Annotated in this window: 29 protein-coding genes; 4 read left to right on the forward strand and 25 right to left on the reverse strand. The window is 34.7% G+C overall.

Going from position 1 to position 26,582, the window contains the following annotated elements:
• Positions 1-183 precede the first annotated feature (183 nt).
• The gene (locus tag EFB00_RS03445) at positions 184-435 is read left to right on the forward strand and encodes an ATP-binding protein (RefSeq protein ID WP_122645529.1); all 252 of its coding nucleotides are present in this window, start codon (positions 184-186) and stop codon (positions 433-435) included.
• 294 nt (positions 436-729) lie between these two features.
• Here EFB00_RS03445 and EFB00_RS03450 read toward each other — a convergent pair whose 3' ends face one another.
• The 9 genes from EFB00_RS03450 to EFB00_RS13530 all read right to left on the reverse strand — a co-directional run bounded on the left by EFB00_RS03450 (position 730) and on the right by EFB00_RS13530 (position 6,624).
• Positions 730-1,095, reverse strand: coding sequence for a DUF234 domain-containing protein (locus EFB00_RS03450; protein WP_122645530.1), 366 nt, complete (start codon positions 1,093-1,095; stop codon positions 730-732).
• Entirely contained in the window at positions 1,073-1,603 is a 531-nt protein-coding gene (locus EFB00_RS03455; RefSeq protein WP_122645531.1) for an acyl-CoA thioesterase, read from the reverse strand. Before EFB00_RS03455 ends, EFB00_RS03450 begins: the two co-directional genes overlap by 23 nt.
• A gap of 513 nt (positions 1,604-2,116) precedes the next feature.
• Entirely contained in the window at positions 2,117-2,494 is a 378-nt protein-coding gene (locus tag EFB00_RS03460) for a hypothetical protein (RefSeq protein ID WP_122645532.1), read from the reverse strand.
• A 67-nt stretch (positions 2,495-2,561) separates the two neighbouring features.
• A complete protein-coding gene (locus tag EFB00_RS03465) occupies positions 2,562-2,867 on the reverse strand; it encodes a hypothetical protein (protein WP_122645533.1) in 306 nt (101 codons plus the stop codon).
• 181 nt (positions 2,868-3,048) lie between these two features.
• The gene (locus EFB00_RS03470) at positions 3,049-4,476 is read right to left on the reverse strand and encodes a glycoside hydrolase family 1 protein (RefSeq protein WP_122645534.1); all 1,428 of its coding nucleotides are present in this window, start codon (positions 4,474-4,476) and stop codon (positions 3,049-3,051) included.
• Positions 4,477-4,499: 23 nt separating this feature from the next.
• Positions 4,500-5,573: a PTS fructose transporter subunit IIC gene (locus EFB00_RS03475; RefSeq protein WP_122645535.1), complete on the reverse strand. Its 1,074-nt coding sequence runs from the start codon at positions 5,571-5,573 to the stop codon at positions 4,500-4,502.
• A gap of 4 nt (positions 5,574-5,577) precedes the next feature.
• Entirely contained in the window at positions 5,578-5,898 is a 321-nt protein-coding gene (locus EFB00_RS03480; RefSeq protein ID WP_206423457.1) for a PTS fructose transporter subunit IIB, read from the reverse strand.
• Between the two features lie 12 nt (positions 5,899-5,910).
• Positions 5,911-6,360: a PTS sugar transporter subunit IIA gene (locus EFB00_RS03485; protein ID WP_122645536.1), complete on the reverse strand. Its 450-nt coding sequence runs from the start codon at positions 6,358-6,360 to the stop codon at positions 5,911-5,913.
• 90 nt (positions 6,361-6,450) lie between these two features.
• Positions 6,451-6,624 carry a CAT RNA binding domain-containing protein gene (locus tag EFB00_RS13530; protein ID WP_122645537.1) on the reverse strand — a complete coding sequence of 58 codons (174 nt, stop codon included), beginning with the start codon at positions 6,622-6,624 and terminating at the stop codon, positions 6,451-6,453.
• A gap of 62 nt (positions 6,625-6,686) precedes the next feature.
• Here EFB00_RS13530 and EFB00_RS03495 point away from each other — a divergent pair, with 62 nt between their 5' ends.
• From EFB00_RS03495 to tnpC, 3 genes are all read left to right on the forward strand, one after another.
• Positions 6,687-6,881: a hypothetical protein gene (locus tag EFB00_RS03495; RefSeq protein ID WP_002285758.1), complete on the forward strand. Its 195-nt coding sequence runs from the start codon at positions 6,687-6,689 to the stop codon at positions 6,879-6,881.
• Positions 6,871-7,224 (forward strand): IS66 family insertion sequence element accessory protein TnpB, encoded by a 354-nt coding sequence (tnpB, locus tag EFB00_RS03500; RefSeq protein ID WP_002287659.1) that lies wholly within the window; start codon positions 6,871-6,873, stop codon positions 7,222-7,224. The genes EFB00_RS03495 and tnpB overlap by 11 nt, the downstream gene beginning before the upstream one ends.
• Before the next feature lie 101 nt (positions 7,225-7,325).
• Positions 7,326-8,873, forward strand: a complete 1,548-nt coding sequence (tnpC, locus tag EFB00_RS03505; RefSeq protein WP_002296127.1) for an IS66 family transposase — start codon at positions 7,326-7,328, stop codon at positions 8,871-8,873.
• Positions 8,874-9,351: 478 nt separating this feature from the next.
• Here the strand turns inward: tnpC and EFB00_RS03510 are convergent, their stop codons facing one another.
• The 16 genes from EFB00_RS03510 to EFB00_RS03585 all read right to left on the reverse strand — a co-directional run bounded on the left by EFB00_RS03510 (position 9,352) and on the right by EFB00_RS03585 (position 26,567).
• On the reverse strand, positions 9,352-10,758 hold the full coding sequence (locus EFB00_RS03510) for a lipopolysaccharide biosynthesis protein (protein ID WP_122645538.1): 1,407 nt from the start codon (positions 10,756-10,758) through the stop codon (positions 9,352-9,354).
• Entirely contained in the window at positions 10,755-11,768 is a 1,014-nt protein-coding gene (locus EFB00_RS03515) for a nitroreductase family protein (RefSeq protein WP_122645539.1), read from the reverse strand. Before EFB00_RS03515 ends, EFB00_RS03510 begins: the two co-directional genes overlap by 4 nt.
• A 92-nt stretch (positions 11,769-11,860) precedes the next feature.
• A complete protein-coding gene (locus EFB00_RS03520; RefSeq protein WP_122645540.1) occupies positions 11,861-12,988 on the reverse strand; it encodes a polysaccharide pyruvyl transferase family protein in 1,128 nt (375 codons plus the stop codon).
• Positions 12,989-13,006: 18 nt separating this feature from the next.
• Positions 13,007-14,302 (reverse strand): hypothetical protein, encoded by a 1,296-nt coding sequence (locus EFB00_RS03525; protein WP_122645541.1) that lies wholly within the window; start codon positions 14,300-14,302, stop codon positions 13,007-13,009.
• A gap of 5 nt (positions 14,303-14,307) precedes the next feature.
• A complete protein-coding gene (locus tag EFB00_RS03530) occupies positions 14,308-15,219 on the reverse strand; it encodes a glycosyltransferase family 2 protein (protein ID WP_164709417.1) in 912 nt (303 codons plus the stop codon).
• Positions 15,220-15,229: 10 nt separating this feature from the next.
• On the reverse strand, positions 15,230-16,474 hold the full coding sequence (locus EFB00_RS03535; protein WP_122645543.1) for a glycosyltransferase family protein: 1,245 nt from the start codon (positions 16,472-16,474) through the stop codon (positions 15,230-15,232).
• On the reverse strand, positions 16,467-17,591 hold the full coding sequence (gene wecB / locus EFB00_RS03540) for a non-hydrolyzing UDP-N-acetylglucosamine 2-epimerase (RefSeq protein ID WP_122645544.1): 1,125 nt from the start codon (positions 17,589-17,591) through the stop codon (positions 16,467-16,469). Before wecB ends, EFB00_RS03535 begins: the two co-directional genes overlap by 8 nt.
• Positions 17,592-17,593: 2 nt before the next feature.
• Positions 17,594-18,703: a polysaccharide biosynthesis C-terminal domain-containing protein gene (locus EFB00_RS03545; RefSeq protein WP_122645545.1), complete on the reverse strand. Its 1,110-nt coding sequence runs from the start codon at positions 18,701-18,703 to the stop codon at positions 17,594-17,596.
• A complete protein-coding gene (locus EFB00_RS03550; RefSeq protein ID WP_122645546.1) occupies positions 18,703-19,722 on the reverse strand; it encodes a polysaccharide biosynthesis protein in 1,020 nt (339 codons plus the stop codon). The genes EFB00_RS03545 and EFB00_RS03550 overlap by 1 nt, the downstream gene beginning before the upstream one ends.
• Positions 19,723-19,724: 2 nt before the next feature.
• Complete coding sequence (locus EFB00_RS03555) at positions 19,725-20,951, reverse strand: glycosyltransferase family 4 protein (RefSeq protein WP_122645547.1); 1,227 nt, start codon at positions 20,949-20,951, stop codon at positions 19,725-19,727.
• On the reverse strand, positions 20,948-21,814 hold the full coding sequence (locus EFB00_RS03560) for an NAD-dependent epimerase/dehydratase family protein (protein ID WP_122645548.1): 867 nt from the start codon (positions 21,812-21,814) through the stop codon (positions 20,948-20,950). The genes EFB00_RS03555 and EFB00_RS03560 overlap by 4 nt, the downstream gene beginning before the upstream one ends.
• A complete protein-coding gene (locus EFB00_RS03565; protein WP_122645549.1) occupies positions 21,811-22,428 on the reverse strand; it encodes a sugar transferase in 618 nt (205 codons plus the stop codon). The genes EFB00_RS03560 and EFB00_RS03565 overlap by 4 nt, the downstream gene beginning before the upstream one ends.
• Before the next feature lie 11 nt (positions 22,429-22,439).
• Positions 22,440-24,257 carry a polysaccharide biosynthesis protein gene (locus EFB00_RS03570; RefSeq protein ID WP_122645550.1) on the reverse strand — a complete coding sequence of 606 codons (1,818 nt, stop codon included), beginning with the start codon at positions 24,255-24,257 and terminating at the stop codon, positions 22,440-22,442.
• A 12-nt stretch (positions 24,258-24,269) separates the two neighbouring features.
• Positions 24,270-25,034 (reverse strand): tyrosine-protein phosphatase, encoded by a 765-nt coding sequence (locus EFB00_RS03575; protein WP_122645551.1) that lies wholly within the window; start codon positions 25,032-25,034, stop codon positions 24,270-24,272.
• A gap of 17 nt (positions 25,035-25,051) precedes the next feature.
• Complete coding sequence (locus tag EFB00_RS03580) at positions 25,052-25,759, reverse strand: CpsD/CapB family tyrosine-protein kinase (protein WP_122645552.1); 708 nt, start codon at positions 25,757-25,759, stop codon at positions 25,052-25,054.
• A gap of 16 nt (positions 25,760-25,775) precedes the next feature.
• Positions 25,776-26,567 carry a YveK family protein gene (locus EFB00_RS03585; protein ID WP_122645553.1) on the reverse strand — a complete coding sequence of 264 codons (792 nt, stop codon included), beginning with the start codon at positions 26,565-26,567 and terminating at the stop codon, positions 25,776-25,778.
• Positions 26,568-26,582 lie beyond the last annotated feature (15 nt).

The raw sequence follows: 26,582 nt of genomic DNA on the forward strand, positions 1-26,582 counted from the left end.
TCAACCTGCTAGCATCACTTCACAAGAGGTTGTGCTTTCTTGGTTGAAGCACTTATCCAAAGGGACCTAAATGAAGATGCAGGGTGAATGAAGGGGTTGGAAAAATCTAGAGATATGAATAACACTTTTACTACTTTAGATTATAATAATCTAAAGTAGTAAAACGACAAGAGGTTTTTGGGTATGTTTTTAGGAGAAGAAACAGAGTTTGAAACTCTCCAACGGCTGTACGGGAAGAAGATATTTCAAATGGCTGTTGTTTATGGACGCCGTCGTATTGGAAAGATTTCCTTGCTACATGAATTTATTAAGGATAAAAATTCACTCTATCTGCCTGTGGAAGAAATGAATGATTCGCTGAATTTAAAAAAGTTTTCAAGATTGCTAGGAGAAACGTTGGAACACCTAAAAATCTCGGTAATCCAACGTTTCTGAGCACTGAGAACAGATTCCATGAATAATCCAAGATATATCTCGGTTGCTCAACATAGCTAAAGCTGTGCCACAATCGAAGCAGATTCATCTACACGACTAAAGTCGAGAGTGTTCTCGGTCAGTCAATAAAAAAGCATACCTAGATCAATAAATTCAACCGTACAGTCTTCCTTAAATTTCATTTGCAATTCATGAGAAATTGGTTTTTTAGTAAAGAAATAATAAATTGATTCAAAATTTGGAAATAGTTGTCCTTTGTTTATCAATTTTTCGATTTCTAACTGTTTCTTAAAATCATTTCGCCACTTGCATTCGCCAAGGAGAATTTTTTTTGTCTATTTCATCTGCGACGACGACATCAACATCTGTCGGTATTTTTTTGACCGGATCATTCCCCCACCAAGCACCAAAAAATGTTGCAATCAATGGGAGCTCCTCTTCACTATTTTTGCGAACCAAATAATCTAGGGCACTCTCTTCAAATGCTGGTTTTCCCACGAAATCAGATAGTAATGGAAGTACACGACGTTTAGCATAACTAAATCCGTCACCACGTTCTATTAGCTCCTTATTTTGAAAAACAAATTTATGAAAACTAAATAAAGAACCAAAAAACAGTTCCGACGCTTTTTCTTGCTTAATTATCCGCCCACGGTAAATCTGTTGTTAACAGCGAAGCAAACTCCTTGTATTCATCCCGTTCCTGCAACCGATGCTGCCGTCGCTTTTCATATCCAGCACAGACCATCTTTTCTTCCTCGGTCTCCGGTTCAACTTTCGGCACCACAAATTCAATTTCCTCATTCATATGAGAAGGAACTGCCACAAATGTCGTAAAGCAGGTTGCCGCTAGATACCGTTCTCCTGTCGTCAGATTTTCACCAATCACTTTGACAAACACTTCCATTGATTTATGATGGGTCCCTGACACATATGATTCCACACAGACAGAGTGATTTTCATGCAACGGTTTTAAAAAATTTAAGTTATCCAGTGAAGCGGTCACTGCGCCTCTTCGGCAATGACGTGTCACAGAGATCGAAGCTGTATCATCGATCAATGTCATCAGCTTCCCACCAAACAAAAAACCAAATGGATTCAAATCAAAAGGGAAGATCCGATGAGTTTGGATTGCCCGAGAGGTTCGGCAATAATGATATTCTTCCAACTATATTCACTCCATTCATGCATCGTGATGGCTAGAGTATATCACAACAAAAGAAAAATAAACATCCTGCAACAGTACTGATCCGAGCCCAATAAAAAATGTGCTATTCTAAGTTTCAGTCAAATAAAGTACCCGGAAAATAGCAAGCTTGCCTTTATAGTCTAATAGCTCCGCCTCAAGATTTAACGAGCAATATTTGTTATTAACCTTCTAAAATACGTATATGACCATTTTATCCAAATATCAAACCTTAAATGTTAAAAAAACTTACCACTGTATTCTCTCTTAGCATTAAAGTGCTTCTTTACCTTGCCATCACTAAAACTCCTCTGTCGAATATACAGTGATTTGTCAGTAACTCGTTGCTATTCGGATTGCCCACAAAAAAACTCCCTGATCTGCTAAGCGGCTGCCAACCGCTCATCAAATCGAAAGGAGTTTTTTTACTCATATAGCTAGTTTATCCACGCGTTTTTACGACCGAAAAACACGACGAAAATTCACCAGATGATATCAAGTTTTCTGAATTTTTGCCGCTTCAAGTTTTCGCTTGTTGTACTGCTTCAGTTTCCGAAGTTCCCGCATTTGCTTTGTCTCTAACACTTCCATTAAGAATTGGCTATAACGCCCAAATTGCAGTGCTTCACAAAAATTATCTACGACATGAAAATCGTTGATGGAATACGGCAAGTGATCCATATCTTCTTGGAACAACTCCAGCTGTAATGCGCGAGCTTTTGCTAAATGTTCCTGTTCTTGCTTTATGTGGCTGACCATTTTCCCCACGTCTTTTTGATGGAAAGCGAGGATTCCCTTTGTCAGTTCTTCGATAGCGTCATCTGAAACATAACTGATTTGAAACGAAAGTGCTTTGGTTTTTGTCGTAGACATAATAAATCCCCTCTATTCTTAGTTTTTTTGGTACAAGAAAAGATACGTAAATCAATCTACTCTCTCTTTAAATTTCTTTTTCCAAAGTATTTTGTATTGATTCAAAGAATTCTCCCCAGTGCATAGCAGTAGTGAGACATTCCTTTGCGCTAGAGACCTCCGCAGGTTTGATCGGAGAGCGTTTTTCCAGATAAAACAACTTCCTTTCTAAATTGTTAGCTACATTTAAGCAGACTTGACCTTGATTAAGGAGTCGTAGCGATTTGCTGATCTCTCCTTGTTTGATCATTTTCGTCCCTTCTAAAAAATAGTCCATCGCCATTTCCGCATGGTTGAGAATCAACGATGCGTATATTTGCTCTTGTGCTGTCATTTTCTTCCTCCAAACATTTTATTTTTTTTGCTTTTCTAGAATAGATACGCAACCATTCAATAAAATCTTCGAGAAAAAGAAAAAGTTTTGAAATGTTATTACAATAAAAAAACCACATGAAATACACCGATCATTTCATGTAGTTTCCAATTTTCATCTATTTGGTTGCCAAACGTAATTGTTAGATATTCTTCCCGTTTTCCTTTATCGTTTCTTGCAGCCAGTAGAAACTGTCTTTTTTCAATCTCATACCGCTGCCATTTCCATGATCATCAATATCAACGTAGATAAAACCATATCGTTTGCTCATTTGTGCTGATGCATTACTGACAATATCTATCGGCCCCCAAGTTAAACAGCCCATGATTGGCACACCATCATAAATCGTTTCTTTTAGTTGATACAAGTTTTCTGCAAAGAACTTAACTCTCTCTTCATCATGGATTTTTCCATCCTCAACTTTGTCGTGCAATCCTGTACCCAATTCCATTAAAAATATCGGTAATTGATACTGGTCATAGAGTTTATTTAATGTATATCGCAAACCAATAGGATCTTCTAACCAGTTCCACGCGTTTTTCTTGATATGTGGATTGTCTACAGAGGGATCAGGCCAATATTGGATACTTTCTTCGGAAGCTGTTCGATTACCGTAGTAAGAAACACTGATAAAATCTGCCCGTCCTTTTTCAAATATTTCTTTATCTTCTAGTTGAAAACCAATATTAAAGCCTTTTTCTTCAATAAAACGGAGAACCGTTCCTGGATATTTGCCTCGAACCAATACATCTAGATAGTAGTTTTCCAATTGGTCATTTATTTGAGCTGCTCGTACGTCTTCCGGTTTGCTTGAAGCAGGATAAGCAAAGTTGGATAAAACCATGGCAGCAATTTGATTAGCGCTGTCTATATCGTGAGCCATTTTAGCAGCCAAGCTAGATGCAAGCATTTTATGATGCAAAGCGATGAATTTATTTTCCAATGAGTTTTCTACTAGATCACTCGGCATCCCAAACTGGCTAAATGACTCCCGATGAATCAAGTTCATTTCATCAAAAGGAACCCAATATTTCACTCTGCCCTTAAAGTGAGTAAATAAAACCTTACAGTATTTTAAGTAACAATCAATCACTTCTCGTGAATACCATCCTTTATACTTCATAGATAAATTTATAGGCATTTCAAAATGAGAGATCGTTATAATCGGTTCGATGCCATTTTTCAGCAACTCATCGATCAATTTGTCATAAAAAGCGAGTCCTTTTTCATTTGGTTTCTCTTCATCACCATTTGGAAAAATCCGAGCCCAATTTATTGATGTTCTAAAAGAATTAAGTCCAAGTTCTTTTAATAATGCGATATCTTGGGGATAGGTATGATAAAAATCAATAGCATATCTCCGAGGATAATAATTCACTGTATCTGTAATTGCCGCGTTGATCTCTGCTGTAGACATCAAATCATTCTGTACTTTACCTGCTTCATATGCAATCAAATCCGGTGGTGTTACACCTTTGCCGTCAACATCCCAATTACCTTCTGTTTGTGTAGCGGTCACTGCACCGCCCCACAAAAAATCTGCTGGAAATTCTTTCTTATATTCAGTCATATATCATTGTCCTCCATTCTAAATTATATGTTCTTTGATAAACTTTGATTTTCATTTTCTTGTAGTAGTTTCGTTGCTGACTTCTTATACTTTAAAGCTTTAAGACTATTTACCATCACAGCTGTAACTATGACTCCTGCTGCGATACATAATACATACAGCAGAATATTACTAGCGAAAGGAATGGCTAAAAATGTTGATAAAGCAGTATTTTGTGTAATACCTAAAAGTGTAACCAATCCACTCGAAACCGTCGTACCTACAATGATACTAGGCAATACGCATAAAGGATCTGCAACTGCAAAAGGGATCGCTCCTTCTGATATACCGACTAATCCCATGACGATTGCGGATCGTCCGCTCTCGATTTCTTCTTCGGAATAATATTTTTTCCCAATGATTGTCGCTAAAAACATCCCCACAGGCGCAATGGAAACCGCAATCTCCATCGGGGTGCTGATGGTATAAATTCCTTCCGCAAAAGCGGCTAATCCGAATGTATTGGCGATTTTATTAATTGGTCCGCCCATATCGATCGCCATCATCGCTCCCAGTATGATAGACAGCAACACTGCATTACCGCCGCTCATGCTCTGAAGCCAATTCGTCAAAGATTCGTTCATTGCGGCAATGGGTGTACCGATGACATAAATTGTTAAAAAGCCAATAACCGTTGAACCAATCAATGGAATCAGTACCATCGTTTTTACTGGTGCTATTCGTGGTGGTAGTTTAACTTTCTTTAAAAGCAATACAAAATATCCTGATGCGATCCCTACAGCCATGCCGCCTAAAAAACCAGAATTGAGTTGTTGTGCTACCATCCCACCAATAAAAGCAGGTCCTAATCCAGGTTTATCGGCAATCGAATAGCTTATATATGCGGCAATGATTGGAACGACCAATCCCAGACCAATCACACCTAATTGTCTTAGTTCTCCCCAAACGGTGGTCGTATCATTCCATACATCTGGTCCACCGAAAATTACCGCGAAAGAAGCCATCAAGCCACCTGCAACAACTACTGGCAACATATATGAAACACCAGTCATAAAGTGTCTCGCAAGTTCCTTACTAAATGTTTTTACGTTCGACATTTTTTCATCCTCCTACTATGTTTAGTACACGATCAAAAATCGCTTCGCCATTTTTGATCACATCAGATGTCCCAACTTCGATAATTTTTTTCTTTTCAAATCGTTCCTTATCAACTACTGATGTATCTACTGCGAATATGACCGCATCTGCTTCGTCAACATCTTGCTGTAATAATCGGTTTTCAATTCCCATGGCTCCTTGTGTTTCGACTTTAATCAAGCAACCTTTCTTTTTCGCATATTTTTTTAAATTTGCTTCTGCCATATATGTGTGGGCAACGCCAGTAATACACGCTGTAATAGCTACAATTTTCAAACTTTTCATCGTTTCATTCTCCTAACTTTTTAAAATTTCTAACAAACCATCGATTGATTGCTCATTATTGAGACTATCTATAAACTCTTCATTCATCAGCTTTCTTGATAACTCCGCTAACATCTTTAAATGCTCGTTTCCCTTATCTGTTTGAGGAATAGCCATTAGAAAGATCTTATCTATCGGTTCATTATCCAAAGAATCCCAATCAATCGGCTGGCTTGTTTTGGCAAATACAAGAGTTGCCTCTTTGACTGTAGTTCCTTTCCCATGAGGAATCGCAAGCCCATTTCCAATTCCTGTTGTCGCATAGCTTTCTCTTTCCAATACATTTTCCACAAAAACTTTGTCATCGACTAAATAGCCACAATTAAATAAGTGTTCAGCTAATTTTTCAATTGCTTCTTTTTTTGATTCAGAACTGAAATCAGTAATGATATTTTCTCTTAGAAAAATATTTTGTAGACCCATTATTTCCCTCCTTCCAAAAAAGGCAGGCTCGAACCACATCACATTCGTGAAATGGATCAAGCCTGCCTACCAGTTACTCTCCAATATAGATCATTCAATTTTTTGATACCGTTGCGCATGTTTTGTATTAACACTGTCACCTCGCTTCTTCCCAAATCCGATGCCACGCTGCACCAACACCCATTCTCCTTTCTCACCCATTTCTTTTGCGATCACCGCGTTGTGCGACAATACTTGAATTACCGTAAGCGCCCCATAGAACAGTACCTTACTAACAAATGCACCTCAAGATATACTTGAGCTATCAAGAAGTCTGGAGGTTTTCTATGTATAAATTAAATGAGATTGTTCCTGTCCAATTAGGAAACGAAAAGAGTGCACCAGAAAAAGGTAAACCCGCGGCTGCCAAGTTAGCGATGCGCATCAAAAGAGAGAATGGTTCTGAAGTTTTGATCTATAACGGTATTAACAATTATATTCTTCAAGCTATTTTGAAAGAACTGTTGTCCAATGCTTTATGATTTACTTCAAACCAAACATATTTATATTGTGTGCGGAAAAACAGATTTGCGAAAAGGAATTGATGGTCTTGCCAGTCTTATTCAACAAGAGTATCAACTCGAGCTTTACGAAGATGCCGTTTTTTTATTTTGCGGGAACCGTCAAGACCGTTTCAAACTTCTCTATTGGGACGGTGATGGTTTTCTTCTCTGTTATAAGCGGATAGAAAACGGCAAGTTAAAATGGCCTCGGACGAAAGACGAAGTTCGAACCTTAACGAACCAACAGGTTCGATGGTTGTTAGAAGGATTAAGTATCGATCAACCTCGAGCTATTTTGCCAGGAAAAAAAGGAGTTTTTTAAGCTGGGGGGTTAACACAAAAAATGTGTTGAACCCCTATTTCTTGTGCGTTTCTTGTGGTATTCTGTAACAAAATCAGTTCGATTCAAGGTGGTGAAAAATTTTGGAAACTACAGATACGTTGCTTCAGTTGCTTCAAGAAGCCCATAAAACCAATCAAGCACAACAACAAACCATTCAGAATCTTACAACTGAAATCCAACTATTGAATGAAAAGGTCAATTATTTAACCAACAAATTATTTGGACGCTCTAAAGAGACTCTCTTTGAGGAAACGAATGGGCAATTGAATCTTTTTAGTGATGAAGAAATTTCTGTAAGTGTTCCAGAAGCAGCTGCCACCATTATTCCAGTAAAAGGACATCAACGAGTTGTAGGAACGAAAGCAGACAAAATCAAACACTTACCTATAACAGAGAAAGAACATCTCCTTCCTTTGGAAGAACAATTTTGTGAACATTGCGGTTCACAGATGAAAGATATCGGACGGACAAAAGTACGAGAAGAAATTCGTTTCCATCAGGCTATGTTGGATTGTCTCACCCATTATCAACATACCTATTGTTGTAAAAGCTGCGAAAAAGAAGGACTTTCTTCTTTTAAAAAAGCGATCGTTCCTAAACCTTTGATTTCTAATAGCTTAGGTTCCAATAGTTTAGTGGCGGAAACGATCCGGATGAAATTTGGTCAGAAAGTTCCTGCCTATCGGCAAGAGAACTATTGGAAACAAACACATGGGTTGGATATTTCGAGAGATAATATCACCAATTGGCATATTAAAGCAGTGCAAAACGCGTTAGACCCTTTAGGAGAACGATTAAGAGTCTATCTTAATCAAGAAGAGATTCTACACGGGGATGAAACAAGTTATCGTGTGATTGAAAGTGCCAAAACAGATACCTATTACTGGCAGTTTTGTACAGGAAAAGACAGTCAGCATCCCATCGTTTATTATCACCACGACGAAAGTCGTGCTGGAGATGTTCCGAAAACTTTTCTCAAGGAGTTTACAGGGTATTTACACTGTGACGGCTATAGCGGGTATAATGCCGTGGAAAGTGTACGACTTGTCTATTGTTTCGCGCATGTTCGGCGGAAATTTTTCGAAGCAATTCCAAAAGGAAAGAAAAACACGGATATTCCCGCAGCTCAAGCAGTCAAACAATTGGATAAATGGTTTGTCCTAGAAAAGAAATGGAAAGACTTTTCTCCTGAGAAGCGATTAAGCTGTCGGCAACAAGAACTGCGTCCATTATTTATTGCTTTTTATGAGTGGATGGCAACGATAGATCCTGTTGCAAAATCCAAGTTGGATGCAGCCGTTCAATATGCGTGTAAACTACGAAGTGGTTTTGAACCTATTTTTGAAGATGGTCGTTTAGAACTCACAAATAATCGTGCGGAGCGAAATATCAAAGAGCTGGTGATAGGACGGAAAAATTGGTTGCATTCCACAAGTCTTGAAGGAGCACGAACTTCAGGAATCATTCTGAGTGTATATAAAACAGCAGAACTTAACGGATTGAATCCTGTAAAGTATCTAGAGTTTCTATTTGATAAGATACCAAATCTTCCCGTACTTTCAGCAGAAACTTTAGATCAACTGTTGCCTTGGAACAAGGATGTACAACAACATTTTTCTCGTAACTAAAAACGCCAAACATTCCCGATTCTATTCTATAGGTCGGGTTATTTGACGTACAGGTACTGTTCTATGGGGCGCTTACGAATTACCACCATACTCCCACCCTTTCTGATAGCAAAAACAAATAAAAAAGAGGTACCAGACAACTGTCCAATACCTCTGACATAGCAAATAATCAAGCAAAACTTTCCTCAAAATTGACCTAATTTGAACAAAAAAATTCCAGTAAACCGGTGGAAATCCAGTAAAAAATTAGGTACAATAAACAAGGTTAGTGCTTGCACTAACTATGGCAACTTGATGGTCAGCTGTATTGACTTATCAAGGCCTTGTAGTTTCGCTACCAACGGAACTGCAAGGTGCCTTTTTTTATTTGATTTAAACTATCTGGCTATATTCTAATGAAAACGGTTGTTTATTGTCAAGCGAACAGGGGAAAAAAGTTTGGTGAAAAGTTCCAAGGCTTACTCAAAGAAAAAAATTCTTATTTTTTATTCTTCCTCCATATCAATTTCGATACTACTAACAATATCTCTCTATTATGAATAGAGCTTATTATCCATAGAAAAAATTCAATAATTAACAGTTTAAAAACATTATCCTGTAATATAAAAAGAAATAAGATTTGAATTACAATGAGCAAATGATTTCCCACAATATTTACCACATCATAATTAGTTGATACGAATTTTTTCGTATCTTTAATTCTAATTAGCCAAAGTACAAAAAAACTTAGTGCAGAACTTACACTTGCTCCTACTAACCCAAGTGCGGGAATCAATAAAAAATTAGTTATAATATTAATTATTGCGCCTGTTATTGTAGTGATAAATACTCCAATTGTTTGTTTTGAGGCAATATAATATTGTCCTAGAAAACCAGAGAAACTAGAGTATAAGATACTCAATAATAAAAATGGAACATACTTCCATGCAACGACAAATTCAACAGAAACCAATATTTTCATCATTGGTCTAAGAATAAATATTATACTACTTACTCCCCAAAATAAAATTTTTGAATATATTGAAAAAGTATTTGAATAGAAGCTGTCTCTATCTTTTTTTTCAAATTCTTCTATAGCTGACATTTGCCATGCTTGAAAAAAAATAGAATTTATTACACCAAGTAAGAGAGGAATTTTATTAGCTATTGCAAATACACCATTTGCTGATTTACCAAGATAATATAGGATGAAATACCTATTTGCAACATTATTAATCCATAGAGCCACTGAATTGGGAATCAATGGGATACTGTAAAAAAGCAAATCTTTTATTAACTTTTTATTAACTAAACTAATTTTAAATTCTTTATAAAGATTAAGTTTAAAAAATAACCATGAGTTTGAAAATATATAAGCTAATAAAATTGAAAATAAATATCCTTGAATCCCTGTTGGAATAACGATTAAAAAGATTATATTCAAGAAAGCAGTCAAACAGGATAGAATAATCCCATTGATTGCATATACGCCAATATATCCAGCTGCTTTGGCATATTGTGAAAATATAGATTGGAATATTTGTACAATAAGAATAACTATAACAAAAATCCCATAACTTATATTAAAAAAAAGAATGGCAGGAATTCCTATTAATAGGAACATACAACCAATAATACTGACAACCATTGCATTCGTAAAAATTTCACGCTTATTTGACTCCGGATCCATACTAAATCTAAGAACTGATTCAAAAACACTTAAAGATATTATTGGAAGTAGGAGTGAAACAGTTGTTAATACTAAGTCCGAAATTCCATATTCTCCTTGTGATAACTTAGCAGTATAAATAGGCAACATAAAAAAGGTTATTAATTTACTACCAAAATTACCGATTAAAAAAAGTAGTGAATTACTTGCTAAACGCTTGTAACGATTCTCAGTCATACTATTTCTCTAACCATGCTCTCTAAAGATTCACGATATGATCTCGGAGCTTTTACTTTCTGTGGTAAATTTCCTACTGACACAAACATAATTAATACTTCGTCATCAGGTATATTTAACAATTTTCTTATCTCTTTTTCTTTCTTATCGTTTAGCATAGCGTTTAAAGCACATGCAGCAAGTCCATTATACTCAAGTCCATATAATACAGACATCCCAAATAGACCGCCATCAATATATCCTTCATTTCGTTCGGTTGGATCTATAAAAGAACTATTTGAGGAAGTTATTAATAACAATAATGGTGGAGAATCAAAACCATTAAATCCTCCTTGTATCTTAAGTATATCTTTAATTTTTTCAGGATTACTTATCATATAAACACGTGCTGGTTGTCTGTTACAAACGCTTGGAGTTTTTAAAGCAATTTGTAATGCTTCTCTTACTTTATCAATATTAACTGGAGAATCATCGTAATCTCGAATGCTTCTTCTATTCTCAGCAATTTCTTTAAAATTTTTATTCATATTATTTTGAACATTTGTTCTTTCCACAGTAAAAAAACCAGATAATTTTAAATCAGCTTTTTTAGCTTCATTAAGAATTTCATCTTTAAAGATATTGGATAAAAACTGTACATTACTGTTTCTCTCCTCGTGTATGTTTATATAGTTACCCAAGGCTGATAGAGCAATTTGATACTTGATTCTTTTTTTATTGAATCCTTTAGAATTATAAATGTTTATTGAATTTGAAAGATTATTTAAAGTCTGAATACCAAAATTATCACGAAAATTAGAATGGCTAAATCCTTTTTCTAAAGCATGTGCGTAAAAAAGCAATCTAGCATCGAGTTGTTCCATGCTAGCCTTTTTTAAATTAGTTGTAAACCCATTTCTAAACCGTGATAAATCATGTCTAAATAAAACAAATAATTTTATTTCATCTCTCCAAATTCTAAATAAACTAATAATTTGATTGGGTAGTATCTTTTTCAATTGTTTTTTCATAAGATCGCCTTTCTTAAATTATAGATAATGTTTTATATTAAATAAAACCAGGTTTATCAAACAACTTTTTAAAGACCAATTTTAACTAGCTACTAAATTGATCTTTTTAATTGTTTGGTATTTTCTAACGATTTTCGTAAAAAGTTTAATGATTCTCTTCTTTTTTCGTCTATTAAACTATTCACTAATTCGTAATTTATCATCTCCTTTAAATCAAGATTATCATTATGCCATCTATCACCGATTTGAAGATCAGAAAGAAGTGTATCAATTCTCGAATTCATAGATTTGAGTTTAGTATTTCTTTCAAAAGCTTCAAAATATTTTTCAAATATAACTGAAAAAACACAAGCATGAAAAGAATCAGTAAATACCATCTCCGCCTGAGAAAATAAATTTACAAACTCTGAAGGTCCAACAACCCAATGTTCCAAGTCTTTTATTGTTCCTAATTGTCTAATCTCAAGATTTTTTTTCTTAGCTATTCTCCTTATATATCTTTTTGTTTGGAGAGTAGGTTCATCTAAGAAATAGGTTAAAATATACTTCTTATCATAGATTTTCTTTCCTTTTATCAATTCTTTCCACTCTGTTTTTTTCAAAAGTAGGGTCGGATCTAATACCACTTGAACCTGTCTATCTGGAAGAATTCTATTAATAATGTGCATTCCCTCGGTTTCTCTCACCGATATATAGTTTATATTAGAAATATTCTGTTGATAAAAAGTTTGTAAATTTTCTGGAATTAAACTTACTCCAAATGAAGCAGCATATGAAATTTTTGGAGCTTCAATTGTAGATAAAAAATCAAAGCTTGAAAATCTAGGAAATTGATAGTTCCAAACTTGATCACTTCCAATAACAAAACAATCAAAAGAATTTAGTTCTTTTTTTTCCTCTTGTATTTCTGTATAAACAAATTTGCTTTCTTCAATATACTGATTGGTAAAAGAGGAAAAATTATATAGTCTTTCATTCATATATCTATAGTATCTTCGATGTTCTATTCGTCTTTTTATTACTTCAAATAGAGTTCCTTGTTTAATAACTCTTAATAACTTTCCACGGGTATTTTTTTTTAAAAGAAATGGATTTTGAAAATTATTTCTTAAAGAAATTACAGAATGCCCATCTCTTTGTAATATATATTGTAAAGCATAATTTTGTAATCTATTTCCATAATTGTTATAATCAACAATAGTTTGTATTGCAATCCTCATTAACTTCTCCCCCTATCCCTAATTAATAGAGTTTCTTTCTATTAACTTCGTAAATTGCTTTTTTTTAAAAATATTTTGATAAATCTTATAAAGAATCAATCCAAAAATGATAATCTTTGAAGAACTAGAAACCATTATGAAATTACCAATTGGAAAAGATATCATCTGAAGTAGTATAAGAAAATTAATCAGCATATCACTTGTCAAAATTACTCCATTGAATCTTTGTCTTTGATGTCGCATAATAATCCCTAAAATAAAAGTAACTATAAAAAGACAAATAATTCCGAAGTTTGCAATAAAAACATACTGATCAGGATTCCATTTAGTTCCAATATCAATTAAGTTTCTCATCTGTTCACTAGAACTTAGCTTATTAAATATTTTTGGAAAGAATGGAAGAAGATATATCAAAAAATTACTTAACGAAGTAAAAACTACACTATTTAAAAAGACAGCTCCATAAAAAAAGCCAAAACCAAAATAATCATATACTGAAATTAAAAGTATTACTAAACGGGGGAAATATCTTGCTACAACAGAATCTGGATTATAAGATACATCTCTAGAAATATAGTACGTGATTACTCTACTTCCACCCCTTTGACTAATAACTTCTATAAAAATAAGAACTGACATAAATATAATTATTGACATGAAAAGAAGCTTTTTTAAATTGATTTTCTGAGTTCTATTTTTTAAAAATATTAGCGCTATTATTAGTACTACAAATTCAAACATTTCAAAGTTTGTTCCGCGTGCTATACCTATATAAAGATAAGAAAACGCCCCGGAAATTAAATATAATATTTTAATAAATTTCATTTTCTGAGTTTTATCTGAATTTAAAACTAGTGAAAACGAACCATAAAACAGGTTAAACTTAACAAACGCCATCATAAAAATAAATGGCAATTTACTAATAGAAAATTCTGAAATCTGATTTTCAGAAAAGTGTTTTTGGTATTGAGCGTAATTTGAAATACCGTTTTTTAAATTATTAATAACTGTTAAGAAGGTCTGCCCAGTATAAAATCTAACGACTAAAAAAGAAAATAATATAGAGATAATTATCAAAAAAAGAAAGATATAATTTGGTTGACATGCTAACCAAGAGATTACTTTAAATTCTTTTTTTTCTTTATATTCTCTTTTTTTTGCAGTCCCTCCTAGAACAAAGAAAGAAAATATTAGCCACATGAGTAATATTGAAGGAAATATATTCCAAAACTCTAAAGAAGTTATTGAAATAATTAAGAAAATAAAAATAGTGTAGAGAGCATAAAAAAAACCAACGATCTTCATTTCAATCAAAGAATTTATCCTCCTCTAAATATTCTTAGTAAATTTATAAAAGTTCGAGGAAAAAAAGCCATTCCGTAAATTAATATTTTATATTCTATCGGCACAAGTTTATTTTTTCTAATATTGATTTTCTTACATTCACTACTAATTTTTTTAAAGTAAGATTTTTGATTAGATTTTATAAGACTAAGTATCAATGCAACTAAGCAATGTGATTTAAAAAATATACACTCATTATTTAAAGTATTATCATTAATTAAGTCGGGAATCAGCAAACACGACATTTTCTTATCAGATAAGGCTGAATTGTTAGCACTATTAGAAGTATAAACATAATGATATCCTTCGTAGGAAACTAGTTTTAGCTTTGCTATATTTCTTAACATATCAAAATTGAACAATAAATCTTCAAAAAAGTGAACTTCCTCGGAAAATCGACAATTTTTTATAGTATTTGCTTTATATAGATACGCCCATACTGAAGTTGGTAACTCAAGTAACAACAGTTTTCTTCTAGCCATATCAGAGTCTATTATTTCTTCTAAAATATTGCTCTGTTTAATAGTATATTTTGAAAGTGTAATTACATCGACTCCGCTAGAAATTAATTTTGTTACTAAAAATTGATAAAAATCTGCTTCTAAGTAGTCGTCACTGTCTACAAAACTCAAAAACTCTCCACTTGATACTTGCATTCCATAATTCCTTGCTTTGGAAACACCTGAATTTGACTGAGTTATAATAACTATTCTACTGTCTTTATCTTTATATTCCTTACATATCTGTAATGAACCATCTTGAGAACCATCATCCACAAGAATCAATTCAAGTTTTTTATACTTCTGATTTAAAATAGAATCAATACATCTACCAATTGTTTTTTCAGAATTGTAGACTGGAACAATAATACTGATAAGTGGGTCCAATAAAATCTCCTCAATTCATAAAATTCATTTCTTCTTTAAATCTATTTATAATATTTTTTTTGTTATATTCTCTACTATAGAGTTTTGAAGCTTTTACCGATAATTTCTTTTGCAATTCGACATTTCCAAGTAAATATGCTACTTTTTTATTTAGTTCTTCTGTACAAGTAATACAATATGCAACATCTTTAAGTGTCATCATTGAGGAGACACATTCGGGTCCTACAGCTAAAATGGGTTTTTCTAAAGAAAGATATTCTGAAATTTTTGTAGAAAGTGATAACCTTGTAGCTTCTATCGAATCAGAATCAAAAGATTCAACAAAAACAGGAATATCGCAACTATTAAGAATCTCTACAAGCTTCTCTTCTTTTACTAACCCACAAAAGGAACTGTATTCACCCTCTAGTTCCTTGACAATATTTTTGTCAATTTCTGGGTTAGAATATATATATAATTTTGCAATTTTCTTTGTTTCTTTTTTATTATATATTTCAATTGCTTGCTTTATATCGATAAGAGTTTTAAATCTTTTATAGTGTAGTCCTCCAGCATACACTAACGAGATTTCTTCTCGTGGAAATAAACTATTATTTGTCTTTTTAAAAAAATCCTGTGCGTTATTAAGGATAATACCAGACTTTCCAAAAACATCACTATAACATTTTTTCATGGCTTCAGAAATAACGAAGTATTTTTTTGAATTTACAATTGCCCTTTGCATCCTATTCTTAATAATATATCTCCTTACAGATCCGAGAATTGTATCTTTAGTCCGGGGTAAAATATAATCATCGGTTATATATGTTACTAGTTTTGCATTAAATTTTTTCTGAATATATGAAGTAATTCTATATGAAAAAATTGAATCTCCAGCAACAAAAAAAATAATATCCGGATTAAAACTGTTTAACCAATTGTTTAATTTGGGATTCCTCCATGGACCTATAATCCAAATTAGCTCTCTTAAAATTCGTTTTATGTCACTTATTTTTTTTGTCTTTATTTTTGGTTTTTGAAAAGTAGTATCATTGAACTCAACTATTCCACCAAATTTGAACAAAATCATATCTTTATCAGTGAGTTTATAATACTTGTTAAATTTTTTAAAACTTGGCATCTCATTTTTAAAAAATAACTGGGCAATTTGTGCACTTTCAAATACTGAAAAAAAAGACAACAATGTTTTCCCATTATTTGTTTCTTCATTAAATGAATTATTACTAATAATTAATATACGTTGTTTATCAGACACTCCACACCACTCTATTCACATAATCTGTATAAGAAAGAATAATTCTCAAAACCTTTTCTGAAACGTTTGGCATTGAATAATCTGCTACATGTCGTAAAGTATCTTTTTCTTGTGTTTCCAATACTTCTAAACCTTGTAGAATTCTTTCTTTTTCTAACCCTACCATCATGACGCTAGCTTCTTCCATCGCTTCTGGACGTTCATGTGCTTGTCGGATATTTAATGCGCGGAAATTTAAAATCGAAGACTCTTCACTGATCGTCCCGCTATCGCTCAAGACAGCTTTAGCGTTGATCTGTAACTTGTTGTAATCATTGAATCCCATTGGTTTCATTGTTTGTACCAATTCATGGAACTTGATTCCCTTTGCTTCAATCATCTTCATTGTACGAGGATGTGTACTAATGATGATTGGCAATTGATAAGTTTCAGCAATTGTATTCAAGCTGTCTACTAAGTTTAAGAAATTCGCTTCTGAACTGATATTTTCTTCCCGATGAGCAGAGACTACAAAATAATTGTTTTTTGTTAATTCCAAGCGTTCTAAGATATCTGAATTCTTGATATCCTCTTTCCGTGAATTTAGTACTTCAAACATTGGACTTCCAGTTTTAATAACACGATCTGCGGGTAAACCCTCACGTAGCAAGTATTCCCGAGCAATATCGCTATAAGTTAAGTTGATATCTGCAGTATGGTCAACGATTTTACGATTAGTTTCTTCAGGTACCCGTTGATCGAAACAACGGTTTCCTGCTTCCATATGAAAGATTGGAATATGACGACGTTTTGCGGCGATCGCACACAAGCAGCTATTTGTATCTCCTAAAACTAAGAATGCGTCAGGTTGGACTTCTTCTAAAATTGGATCGATTTTGATCAAAATATTTCCTACCGTCTCGATAGCTGTTCCTACCGCTGCATTTAAGAAGTAATCAGGTTTTTTCAGTTTAAAATCTTCAAAGAATACTTCATTTAGTTCATAGTCATAGTTTTGGCCAGTATGCACCAGAATGTGTTCAATAGCCTCAGATTCTTCTAATTTATTCAAAACAGCAGATAATCGGATTATTTCAGGACGAGTACCTACGACTGTCATCACTTTTAATTTTTTCACGTCTAAACCTCCACATAATAGGTATCTGGCTTTTCAGGATCAAAAGGTTCATTGACCCACATGATCGTTACCATGTCAGACTCCCCAAGATTTTCAATATTATGGGTGTAACCCACAGGAATATCCACCACTTCTAATTTTTCACCGGATACAAAGTATTCGATTATTTCTTCTGAATCGATTCTTCTGAAACGGATCACACCAGTTCCGCTGACTACCATGAATTTTTCATTCTTTGTATGATGCCAGTGATTTCCTTTCGTTATACCTGGTTTTGAAATATTGACAGAAACCTGACCTCGATCCGGTGTACGAAGGAATTCTGTAAATGATCCCCGATTATCCACATTCATTTTTAATGGATAACTAAATTGGTCTTCCGATAAAAAACTAAGATAAGTACTGTATAAATTTTTCTCGATACGACGATCTAGTTTCGGAAGGGCTAATGTTTTTCTACTTTCTTTAAAGGAAACTATTAACTCTTTTAATTCTCCAATAGTTAATGGATCAATTTCTGGAACAAATCCAAATCCGTTTTTCAAAGTAGGCTTTCCTTTTAGACATCTCAACAATTCGTGAACGACATCATCGATATAACAAAAGTCGATAGAAACACTAGGGTCAATTACATTGACCTCTTCACCTCTAGCAATCTTATAACAGAAAGTCGCTACAACTGTATTGTAGTTAGGTCGGGACCATTTCCCATATAAATTAGCAAATCGATAGATATATACCGATGCCCCGGTCTCTTTTGCATAAGAACGTAAAAGTTCTTCACCGGCACGTTTGCTTTCCCCATAAGGATTATTCAGCTCTGCTTGAACAGAAGATGATAACATGATTGGACAGGTATTTTTTGACAGTTTCAGTAGATCCAACAGCTCAGAAGTAAAACCAAAGTTTCCTTCCATAAATTCTTCAGTATTCTCTGGACGATTCACTCCAGCTAAATGAAAAACAAACTCTGCTTTTTTACAGTAATCAACAAGAAACTCTTTGGGTGTATCTCTGTCAAAAGCATAGATTTCATGCTCTTGTTGATTTTTTAGTTCAGCAATTAGATTTTTCCCTACGAAACCGTTTGATCCAGTTACGAGTATTTTCATTAGTTATTCCACGCCTTTAATTCTTTTTGAACTAAATCTAATTCTAATAAGCGCTCTTTGATTTCATCAATTGTCAAACGATGTGTATTATCAGAATTGTATTCTTCATCTTGTGACAATTCTTTTTCTCCATCAACAAAATATTTGTCATAGTTCAAGTCGCGTTTATCAGCTGGTACACGGTAAAATCCGCCCATGTCTTTTGATACAAAGTATTCTTCTTTTGTAAGCAATGTTTCGTAGCGTTTTTCCCCATGACGAGTTCCAATGATATGGATTTCATTATCCACGTTAAATAATTCTTTAATTGCCTGTGCTAGATCCCCGACTGTTGAAGCTGGTGATTTTTGTACCATGATGTCCCCTGCTTCTGCATTTTCAAACGCAAATGCAACTAGGTCAACAGCTTCATCAAGGTTCATCAGGAAACGAGTCATGTCTGGGTTAGTTACAGTTAAAGGTTTTCCTGCTTTAATTTGATCAATAAATAAAGGAATAACCGATCCGCGAGAAGCCATTACATTACCATAGCGAGTGCAGCAAATCGTAGTTTTTGACCCTTCAAAAGCACGCGCTTTTGCAATAATAACTTTTTCCATCATTGCTTTAGAGATTCCCATAGCATTGATAGGATAAGCTGCTTTATCAGTTGATAGGCAGATCACTTTTTCAACTCCAGCTTCAACAGCGGCAGTCAGTACATTTTCAGTTCCCAAGATATTTGTTTTAACAGCTTCGATTGGAAAGAACTCACATGAAGGCACTTGCTTCAATGCAGCCGCATGGAAGATATAGTCGACGCCATACATTGCATTTTTAACACTATTGATATCACGAACATCTCCGATATAGAATTTCAATTTGTCATTATTGTATCTTTTACGCATATCATCTTGTTTTTTCTCATCCCGAGAAAAGATACGGATTTCTTTAATATCAGAATCTAGAAACTTCTTCATTACCGCATTACCAAACGAACCTGTACCACCTGTGATTAATAAAATTTTATCTTTAAACATTTTTATTCCTCCAATAAATTATTTATTAAATTAAAATATTTTTTTAATTGTAAATCTTTTTTATATTTTTCTTCGTAGAGTTTTGTAATATTCTTTTTCATGGTAGCTATTATAGAAGGATCATTGTTGATGTCTAGTAATAACTTAACTAAACCATGTTCATCCTCATTTTTAACTGATATTCCTGCTCGATAACTTTTTAATTCTAATGCAATATCTGTATTCTCATCCATAATTGCAATAACCGGTTTACCAGCCTGATAGTAGCTATATGTTTTACTTGGTACAGCTAAACCAGAAATACCATGAGCTAATGAAACTACAAATAAATTACTAATGTTTAACGCCTCAGTAAAGTCATTGCCTTTAAGATAGTCAAAAATAAAACAATTTGTTAATTTATTCTTTTGAATAAAAGCTTTTAATTGTTCTTTTTTATTTCCATGACCAGCAAAGATAAAAGCAATCTTTTTATTTTTTATTTTTTCATTATTCATAACGGACAACAAAGTTTCTATATCTTGTGCTGTTCCCATATTTCCAAAATAAGAAACAATTAATGGAAATTCTTCTTTTATCTTCTTTAATTCAACATTGTGAATCGCCTCAACTTCTTTAAAAGTTTCTGTAGCCCAATTAGGTATTACTGTTACTTGATTTTCAGGAACATTCCGATTATTGACAATAAATTGCTTCATATCATTTGACAAACTAACCACACAAGAAACATTTTTGAAAAGTTTTTTATTAATAAAACGCATGGTCTTAGAGATAAGACTTCCGTTGCTCAAAATTTTTGAATTTACAGCTATTTCGGGATATAAGTCATAGCTAACAAAGACGATTTTACAGCCAAAAAACTTTTTCGCAAGTACACTAATTATTGGTAAAATGGGGGGATTTGAATAAACTATAAGTACCTTGTAATTTCGACACTTAAATAGATTCAAAAACATGACTAGTGTGAATGAAAAATAATTAACCAACCTTGAGATAAAGTTTTTTCTCCCCAATTGAAGATACTTTTTACGATAGATATTAATACCATCAATAGTTTCCATTGAGGATATTTTTTTTTCTGAATCAGAGTATTCTTTAGGATAGCCGCATAATACATCTACACTTATTCCAGATTCTACAAGTCCTTTTGCTGTTTGATAGGGCAATAAAGCAGAAGATACAAATTCTGGATAAAAAAATTGACACATAAAGAGAACATCACGTTTCATTTTTCGCTCTCCCGTATACTTTTTTCAAAATTACTATCTTGATATATTAATTTCTCTCCTTGATAGTAATTGCTAGGATGCCCCGTCATCTCTTCACTATAAATCAATGTACCAAAAACTTTATTAAAGAAATCTATTTGATGGGATAATAAGCGAATCATCCCACTAAATCCTGGAATAACAAGAAGTTTCTTCCCATTTACTTCTGCAATTTTTTGTACCATTTCAGAAGTATTCACGTATTCTTCATTTTGCGGATGAAAAGTTCCAGATAATTGTGTATCAATCATCAATTTTAAGAATAGGGACAGATTATTGATATACAACATACTTCTTTGATTATTGACTTTTGGAAAAATCGGGCTTTTCTTTGCAAGCTTTGCTAAGCGAGGATAGTTTCCTACAGTGTTTGGTCCATAAATCATTGGTGGACGTAAAATGCAAACTTTAAAATCAGAAGAACCAAGCTCACTTATCAGCTCCTCTGCTGCTAGTTTTGATTTTCCATAAGGTGTTTTAGGATTTGGAACAGTCTTTTCCAAAATAATACCTGAATCGATGCCAAACACCGACATTGAACTAAAGAAGATAAACTGTTTCACACCTTCTTCTTTAGCTTTTTTTGCCGTTTCATATGCTAAGTCCCGATTGATCTTATAGTACAGATCCTCATTTTTTTCCTTCACATGTACAATCGCTGCTAAATGAATCAGAGAATCATATTTCGAAAAATCAGCTTCTTTCCATAAATCGTCTCTCAAACTGATTGTATCGATTTGATACTCTTCACCAAACGGCTCCATATACTTTTCAAAAGAGGTACCAATATAGCTATTGGCACCGGTTATCAAAATATGCTTCATGATTTGTCTCCTTTGTTGTTCAAAGTTCCCGTGCCGCCTTCGACTACGCCATCACTCTTGAACACAGCGATGATCGTCCCAAAGAAACATTTCAAATCCAGAAGCAGCGACATATTTTTAGTATACTCTCCATCTAATTTGGCTTTGATAGGGATTTCCAATTCGTCCCGTCCACTGATTTGCGCCAATCCAGTCAGACCCGGACGAATATTATTTGCTCCATATTTGTCTCGCTCGTCAATTAGATCATATTGATTCCATAAAGCTGGGCGGGGACCAATCACAGCCATGTCCCCTTTTAAAATATTCCATAGTTGTGGAAGTTCGTCCAAACTTGTTTTCCTCAAAAATTTGCCGACTTTTGTAATAAAGTAATCAGGATTTTCCAACAAATGTGTCGGCATTTCTTTTGGTGTATCTACTCGCATTGTACGGAACTTATAAATATTAAAATGTCGTTTGTTTAAACCCACACGCTTTTGCTTAAAAATAATCGGTCCGGGCGAATCAAATTTGATTGCCAAAATCAGAATCAAAAAAATGGGTGATAAGATGATGATACCGAAAAATGCTAGTAGAAAATCAATACCCCTTTTTATACCATTTCTATACACAAGTCCAACTCCTATTTATTCGAAGCATTCGCAAAACGAACCACTTCTTTTGCTAGTTCACTATCGTCTTTTGATAAATGTTCAACAAAATCCATTACTTCATCAATCGAATAACCTTTGATGTTCCCAACAAAAATCTTTTCGTATACTTCTTCGTCATTGCGTTCCTTATCCAATAACAATTCTTCGTAAAGCTTTTCTCCTGGACGAATACCTGTCTCGATGATTTCGATCTCATCTTCTGAATAACCGCTGAGACGAACCATATTTTTCGCAAGATCTACAATCTTGACCGGTTCACTCATATCTAGAACAAATATCTCGCCGCCTTTTGCCAACGCACCGGATTGAATTACCAGACGACTAGCTTCTGGGATCGTCATAAAGTAACGAGTCATACGGAAATCCGTAACAGTAACAGGTCCGCCTTTTGCGATTTGTTCTCGGAAGACAGGGATAACACTGCCGCGGGAACCTAAGACATTTCCAAAACGGACTGCGGAAAATTTTGTCTTGCCTGGTTCGTTCAATCCAGTAACGATCATTTCCGCGATCCGTTTCGTAGAACCCATCACATTTGGTGGATTATTGGCTTTATCGGTGGAGATCATGACAAAGTTTTTGACATTATTCGCCTTAGCCGCTTCTGCGACATTTTTTGTACCATACACATTATTTTTGACAGCTTCTCTAGGATTATATTCCATCAGTGGTACATGTTTATGGGCTGCCGCGTGATAGACGATATCCGGCTGATACTGTTCGACGATTTCAAAAATCTTTTGCCGATCTTGGACATCTGCAATGATTGGGATGATTTCTGTCATTTTGTCGGCATATTTTGTTTTTAATTCACGATCGATCATATAGATCGAGTTTTCACCGTGTCCTAATAATAATAGTTGTTTCGGGTTGAATTGGATTACTTGGCGACAGATTTCTGAACCGATAGATCCCCCAGCTCCTGTGACTAAGATCACCTTATCGGTCAATTGATCTTTGATGGATTCAATATCTAATTTGACTTCTTCACGTCCCAACAGATCAACAACATCGATTTTTTTTAATCGTTCCATGCTGATCTTTCCAGAAGCCATCTCTTCCATCGATGGCATAGCAGTCACTTTTACTTTTAGTTTTTCTAAATTATCGAAAATTTCACGCAATTTCTTTCGAGAAAGGGAAGGAATCGCGATGGTTACCATATCGATATTGTTATCTCTGATGAGCTCTGGTAATTGTTTGGTCGTGCCTAAGACCTTGATTCCAGCAAGATACGTCTTAACTTTATTCGGATCGTCATCCACAAAGCCTACGACTTCGATATCTCCGGCAGTCTTGGAACCAAGCAGACTGTTATACAAGATTCGGCCGCCTTCGCCCGCACCGATGATCAATGTACGTTTAGGATCTTCTCCATGATAGCTGTGCATGTTACGATGTTCAATGTATAACCGCCACGCTAATCGGCTGACTACGATCAAAAATGTAGAAAAAATATAGGTAAAAACTTCTGTGCGGCGACTGAAGGATCCATCGATGAATAATAAAATAAGCGTCTTCGTCAATGCTTCACAAGTCGTTGCGGCAAAAATCGCGATCATCTCGCGTAGGTTCGTATAGCGATTGATCCGTGTAAATACGTGAAAAATAAATCCATAGAACAAATATAAGACAATAGACAAAACAGTTGTACTGAAAACAAATCCCGGTGTCACAGGCAAAAATGGCTTCATAAAATAATAAGTAGCCAGATTAGCAATAGCAACCAACAAGCTATCTACCAACACCAAAATCAGTATTTTCCTTTTTCTTGTTAACTCAAACACCCTAACATCTCCTTAAAACAAACCAAATTTTCTCTTTTTTACTTCTGTATAGACAGGAAAATTAATTATATCCCCATTCAGCAAGTCTTTTGCTACTTGCTGCATAGCCAAAACTTTTTCTTGTCCAAAATCTTTTTCAATTACCTCAAAGGCTTCTTTTAGATAAAAGTTGCGTTTTGTGACACCATGGGCATCTGAGGCTACCATCTGCACTAAATTATGCTTGACCATTTCTTTTGCCGTTTTTTGGATCGACTTGCCAAAAGTCCCAACATAACTTGGCGCTGTCAACTGGGCCAAAACGCCCATATCCAAAAACGGGATCAATCGATTAGGATCTTCACGAAACTTCGCGTTGCGTTCAGGATGAACGATCACTGGTATCTTTCCTAATCCGCGCAATTCAAAAAAAAGCTGCTCCGTATAAGCAGGTATATCCATCGTTGGAAATTCAATCAAGATATAAGTGTCTTCTAAATCAGTAAATAAAATCTCATCACGACTCATATCCTCAAGTAAATCCCCAGTAATGCGGACTTCTTGTCCTTCCAAGACAGTCAGCGGCAATTGCCGCTGATCCAGTTCTTCTTGCAGCTGAGCGACACGAGGGATGACTGATTGTTTAGGGTTTTTATATTTCCCATTATTATGATGAGGAGTACACAAGATATGGGTGATGCCTTGGCTAATGGCTTTTTCTGCCATTGCTAGGCTATCTTCCAAGGTTTGCGCGCCATCATCAACTCCCGGCAAAATATGACAATGCAAATCAATCATCGCTTTCTCGTCCTCTCTTATTTTTCGTAATACTCGTAGTATCCTTGGTCTTTACTTTGAGCAGCACCGTTATATACTACTCCTAGCGTACGGGCTTGTGCCATACGCAATAGATCCTTAGCTTTGATCACTGATTCTTTTCGAGAAACATTTTCTCTCACTACCAAGATCGTACCGTCCACTTTTGATGCCATGATCTGTGCATCTGTCACCGCTACGATCGGCGGCATATCAAAAATAATAATATCGTAAAGATTACGAGCCTCATCGAGCACTTGCTCCATTCGCGCAGATCCTAATAATTCAGAAGGGTACGGTGGTATAGGTCCACTCGTTAATATAGATAGATTTTCTACATCTGTTTTTTGCGCTACTTCTAAAACGCTTTGTGTCGTGCTCAATACAGTACTCAAACCTACCGAATTAGACAAACAAAAAGTTTGATAAACAGTGGGTTTACGCATATCTGCATCTACTAATAAGACCCGTTGTCCTGAATTAGCGAAAACGACTGCTAGATTAGCAGCGGTTGTAGATTTCCCTTCCCCTGGACCAGAAGAGGTCACGACGATCGTTTGGATCCGTTTATCTGCTGAAGACGCGAATTGAATGTTTGAGCGAATCGTCCGATACTGCTCGGAAACCGGTGAAGTATTATCAATCAACGTGATCAAGCTTACTGCATTTCTCAGCGCGTTTTTACGTTCGTTATGTTTTTTTGCCATTGATTTTTTCTCCTTCTTACACTCGTGAGCGACTGCGACGAGGTACTTTTTCCTTGTCTTCAGGATTAGTGATTGTCGCTGAAGTATTTAGATTTTTTAAAGTTGTCGCAGTCAGTTCTTTTTGCGAGATTTGCGACACTGTACCTAAAATCGCGAAGTCTAAGTTATCTCGGATAAACTTATCATCTTTTACCGTCTTGTCGAGTAATTCCAGTAAGAACGCAAGCCCGATCCCTACCATCAATCCTAAAACGACTCCGATCGCTAAATTCAATTTATTATTAGGCGAAACAGGTGACATACTTGCGGAAGCTTTAGAAATAATGGAGATCTTATCGACATTCATAACGTCTTTGACATTTTCTTGGAAAATTTGCGCTGTCATATTTGCGATGTGTTCAGCGTCTACTGCTTTACTGCTTGTCGCTTGAATAGAGAACATTTGTGAGTTTTGTGATTGGTTGATCGTGATCGACCCGCGAATCTCACCTTCACTCATTTTAAGACCATATTCTGAATCCAACCGATCTTTTACTTGTTCCATTACCAAATCACCAGTAATAAAATCTTTATACGTGTTGATCATCTGTAAATTTGTGTTGACATCATTTACATTCGTCGTTTCGCTTTGAGGAAGGGTCACGATAAGTTGCGTTTGTGAGCTGTATTTAGGTGTAATGATGAAAAATGTAACGATCCCGGCTAACGCTAAGCCGGCAAACATGCTGATGATGATTGAAGCGAGGTGTTTTCTTAAAATCTCAAAAATTTCTTTTAAACTGATTGTTTCTTCCCTAGTCTCTTCCATTTTTTTCTCTACTTT

Origin of the sequence: Enterococcus mediterraneensis (assembly GCF_900604485.1) — a bacterium.
Taxonomy (GTDB): Bacteria; Bacillota; Bacilli; order Lactobacillales; family Enterococcaceae; genus Enterococcus_C; species Enterococcus_C mediterraneensis.

Bases quoted from the DNA above. Each gene is read 5' to 3' on its own strand.
- EFB00_RS03520 (WP_122645540.1), bottom strand. From the start codon at position 12,988: ATGAGGATTGCAATACAAACTATTGTTGATTATAACAATTATGGAAAT.
- EFB00_RS03560 (WP_122645548.1), bottom strand. From the start codon at position 21,814: ATGAAGCATATTTTGATAACCGGTGCCAATAGCTATATTGGTACCTCT.
- EFB00_RS03555 (WP_122645547.1), bottom strand. From the start codon at position 20,951: ATGAAACGTGATGTTCTCTTTATGTGTCAATTTTTTTATCCAGAATTT.
- tnpB (WP_002287659.1), top strand. From the start codon at position 6,871: ATGCTTTATGATTTACTTCAAACCAAACATATTTATATTGTGTGCGGA.
- EFB00_RS03465 (WP_122645533.1), bottom strand. From the start codon at position 2,867: ATGACAGCACAAGAGCAAATATACGCATCGTTGATTCTCAACCATGCG.
- EFB00_RS03475 (WP_122645535.1), bottom strand. From the start codon at position 5,573: ATGTCGAACGTAAAAACATTTAGTAAGGAACTTGCGAGACACTTTATG.
- EFB00_RS03510 (WP_122645538.1), bottom strand. From the start codon at position 10,758: ATGACTGAGAATCGTTACAAGCGTTTAGCAAGTAATTCACTACTTTTT.
- EFB00_RS03515 (WP_122645539.1), bottom strand. From the start codon at position 11,768: ATGAAAAAACAATTGAAAAAGATACTACCCAATCAAATTATTAGTTTA.
- EFB00_RS03575 (WP_122645551.1), bottom strand. From the start codon at position 25,034: ATGATTGATTTGCATTGTCATATTTTGCCGGGAGTTGATGATGGCGCG.
- EFB00_RS03545 (WP_122645545.1), bottom strand. From the start codon at position 18,703: ATGAAAATACTCGTAACTGGATCAAACGGTTTCGTAGGGAAAAATCTA.
- EFB00_RS03445 (WP_122645529.1), top strand. From the start codon at position 184: ATGTTTTTAGGAGAAGAAACAGAGTTTGAAACTCTCCAACGGCTGTAC.
- EFB00_RS03580 (WP_122645552.1), bottom strand. From the start codon at position 25,759: ATGGCAAAAAAACATAACGAACGTAAAAACGCGCTGAGAAATGCAGTA.
- EFB00_RS03585 (WP_122645553.1), bottom strand. From the start codon at position 26,567: ATGGAAGAGACTAGGGAAGAAACAATCAGTTTAAAAGAAATTTTTGAG.
- EFB00_RS03470 (WP_122645534.1), bottom strand. From the start codon at position 4,476: ATGACTGAATATAAGAAAGAATTTCCAGCAGATTTTTTGTGGGGCGGT.
- EFB00_RS03485 (WP_122645536.1), bottom strand. From the start codon at position 6,360: ATGGGTCTACAAAATATTTTTCTAAGAGAAAATATCATTACTGATTTC.
- EFB00_RS03495 (WP_002285758.1), top strand. From the start codon at position 6,687: ATGTATAAATTAAATGAGATTGTTCCTGTCCAATTAGGAAACGAAAAG.
- EFB00_RS03480 (WP_206423457.1), bottom strand. From the start codon at position 5,898: ATGAAAAGTTTGAAAATTGTAGCTATTACAGCGTGTATTACTGGCGTT.
- EFB00_RS03460 (WP_122645532.1), bottom strand. From the start codon at position 2,494: ATGTCTACGACAAAAACCAAAGCACTTTCGTTTCAAATCAGTTATGTT.
- EFB00_RS03550 (WP_122645546.1), bottom strand. From the start codon at position 19,722: ATGTTTAAAGATAAAATTTTATTAATCACAGGTGGTACAGGTTCGTTT.